The sequence below is a fragment of the Pseudomonadota bacterium genome, assembly GCA_010028905.1.
Classification (GTDB): domain Bacteria; phylum Vulcanimicrobiota; class Xenobia; order RGZZ01; family RGZZ01; genus RGZZ01.
The window spans coordinates 1-3,209 of record RGZZ01000532.1; the positions used below are offsets into that span (position 1 = coordinate 1).

Sequence of the window (3,209 nt, forward strand, 5' to 3'; positions counted from 1 at the left end):
GTCCGGGGAGAGCCGGTAGAGATGGCGGCCGCTCACGGCGGCTATCTCGCCCGTGCTGCGCTCGAGAAGCGCATCGACGCTGCTCGCCGACGATGTGATGAGGGGGCGGTGGAGATCTCCGCTGAGCCGGTAGACCATTCCCGGACCGGCGGTGGCCACGAGCGTTGCCCCGTCGTGCGCGGTCACGACGGCGCGCGCGTGCTGCTCAGCGAAGGCGGCCACGACCATGGTCCGGCCGTCCGGTGTGATGCGCACAAGGCGCGCGGGCAGGCCCGTGGCCGCCAGCACGGATCCGTCTGGCTGCGGCAGCAGCGCCCAGACGTAGGCCGCGCCGGTCTGTGTCACCCGCGTCACCGTTCCATCGGGCAGACCGCGGTAGACACGGCCGTGGGGGGCGCTGCCGATCCAGATCTCCCCGTCGCTGCGGAGGGCCAGACTCGTCACGGCGGTGTCGTCGACGTGCCAGCCGTCCCTGGGGAGTGTGCGGCTGTCGGTGATTCGGAGCACTCCGCCCCGTGGGGCGATGCCGACAAGCGTCTCTCCGCGCGTGCCACGGATCGCGGTGAGCGGCAGGCTGTCTCCGACGGAGACCTTCCACGGCACGTCTGGCGCCAGAGAGAGCTCACCTGTCCCTGATGCGACGACGCCTTCGAAAGACCCTCGCGTCGACGAGGTGCTGTCGAGGAGATCGAGTCGCCGGGTAGCGCCTTGCAGGACCTTTTCGGAGGAGGCCACGGTCTCCGCAGCGGAGGAACGAGGCGCGTCGACGGGTCGGATCGGGGGGGGCGCTCCCGCGCTCGAGGAGGGCGGAGCGGCGGCCGCTGACATCACGGCGAGCGACCTTTCGGAGGGTGCGCTGCCCGTGGCGATGGCGGCAACGGCCCTGTCGGCGCCTCCCGGCAGGACGGAGACCGTCTTCTTCTTCTCGCTGTCGGCAGCGGCGCCCATCTCCGCAGTGAGCGTCTCTGCTCCGCGAATCACCCAGTCGGTGTCGATGCGCGTCTCGAGCACGTCCTTGTCTGTTGACACGTCACTTCGAGGGAGCCCCGGGAGCAGGTCGCGCAACGCCTCGGGCAGGAAGGGGAACCGCTCGCCACTGAGCACCACCGCCTTCGACGGGAGCACCGCGCGCACGACGAGCTGCTGTCCGCGGTCTCCCGTCTCGAGCTGGCCCACGAGCTGGTCGATGCTGGTCGGTTCGGGACGGTTCAGACCGAGGCGCTTGCGCATGGCGGCAGCGTCGCTGCCGCCACCGACACCGATGGTCACGGTTCCCTTCTCGAGATCGATGGGCATCGGCACCCGCACGATCTTCTCGAGCGGCGCACCGCCGTAGGGGCGGAGAACGACATGCACCTCGAGGGGCTCGCCGCGTCTCAAGCCGCCCTGCGTGGTGTAGAGCCGCTCGATGCTGGCGGTTCTCCGCCCCGAAAGGAGCCGGGCCTCCACGTTCACCGATTCGAGCTTCAGCGGTTGCAGATCGTTGCCGGTGAGCGGGGTGAGGTACTCGGCCACCTGACCGGCCACGATCGCGTCGATGGGCGCGCCGCTGACCATCTGGTCGATGATGATGGGGGGGCGCCCCTTGGGCTTGATGGTGAGATGCAGGCGCGCCGTCGCGTCGGCGCCAGAGGGGAGCGCGCTGTTCACGCCGACAAACGAGGCCTGCGAGAGGAGAGCCGGGGTGAGCGTGCGATGCTGCACTGCGCGCAGGCGGTAGGTCTTGTCGCGCTGGCGGGTGGGTTCGGTGACGCGCAGGCGCACAGCCACCGTCGGCGCACCGCCCCCCAGGGTTCCTCCGACGGCCCAGAGACGATCGGTGGTGAGCTCACCCACGGGCGCGATCTGTGAGGCGAACTTGAACGAATGCTGGTACGAAGGGAGGATGCCGTGGACGTACGAGGCAGCGAGGGGGAGGTCGACGTCTCCCAGCTGCGCCATGGCATGCCCGAAGGCGAGAAAGCGGCGGCCGTCGAGGTAGGTGAGGGTTCCCGTGCCCGCGATCTCGAGGTCGCCCGTCATCAGCTCCACGCCCACCGCCGCGCCGGGCCGCATGGCGGGCACGGGGGACCGCACCGCCGGCGCCGCGGCGAAGGCGCGCACAGGCTGGAGGTCGAGGGGGCGGAGCAGGCGTGAGAGCGCCTCGAACGAGCGGTCGCTGAATCCGCTCACCTGCAGCAGCGATTGCACCGGTGTGAGCACCATCGTCCCGGGCTCATTTGAGGCGCTCTCGGCGGCCTCGCGCGTTCGCACCACCTCGACCCGTGTGATGCGACCGCGGGCGGTCTCAAGGGGCACAGGCAGCGAGGCTGCGGCGCGGGTGAACGAAGGCATCGCAGCGGCATGTGGGGCCACGGGGGGCTGTGGAAGATCGGTCAGCATGCTCTCGATGGGCGTGACACCGCCGATGGGCTCCTTCGAGAACGCCCAGCCGTACGATACGGCGCCCACCAGGCGGCCGCCAATGTAGACGGGGCTGCCGCTCATCCCGGCGATGATGCCGACGCCGTGTTGCCGAGGGTAGCCGCCATCGACCCGGATGAGGATGAGGGCGCTTTCGGCCACGTAGTTCTTCACAACCCCGAGCACGGTGATCGGGAAAGACTCGACGCGCGTGCCGCTGAACACCGAGAGCCCGTACCCCTTCATGCCGGCTCTCACCTCATGGATGGGCATGATGGGCACGGAGGCACGCGGACGTGCCCCTGCAGGTGCGAACGTCAGGGCGGTCGCGCACATCGCGAGAATGACCGCGAGCGCGAAGCGAACGGGCAAGTTGAACTGATCCTCTCGACGCATCTCGCTGGTGTGGAGGGTCACGACCCGGCTGGCCCAAGGGTTCGCGTCTCTTGATGCGAGCCCCTCTGCCGGCCTGCGGGGGGACGGCCGGTGCGCGCGTCGGGCGCCACTTCGCGACGGCTTTTCTCAGCCACGGTGCGCCTCGCGATTTCTTGTGGCCCCAGGCCATTTTGTGTATACTTAGTGGAATCATCGCGGCCCGACCGGAAGATGCTCCGGGTTCGCCGTGCTGATCAGATCCGGAGAGAGGAGGTCACGGCGTGAAGGGAAGCCAACTGGTGGGCCTTGCCGCAGCGGTCATCGGGCTGCTCGCGCTGTTCACCCTCTTGTTCCGCCCCACGAGCGTGGGGGGACCTCCACCGGTCGCGCTCGATCCCACGAGCGGCTCCTATCGGCCCGTCCCGACCCCC

Annotated in this window: 1 protein-coding gene; it reads right to left on the reverse strand. The window is 69.5% G+C overall.

Annotated elements, in window-relative coordinates; genetic code table 11:
• On the reverse strand, window positions 1-2,820 hold a 2,820-nt coding region (locus EB084_22390; protein ID NDD31013.1), incomplete at its 3' end, for a hypothetical protein.
• Between the last annotated feature and the right edge of the window lie 389 nt (window positions 2,821-3,209).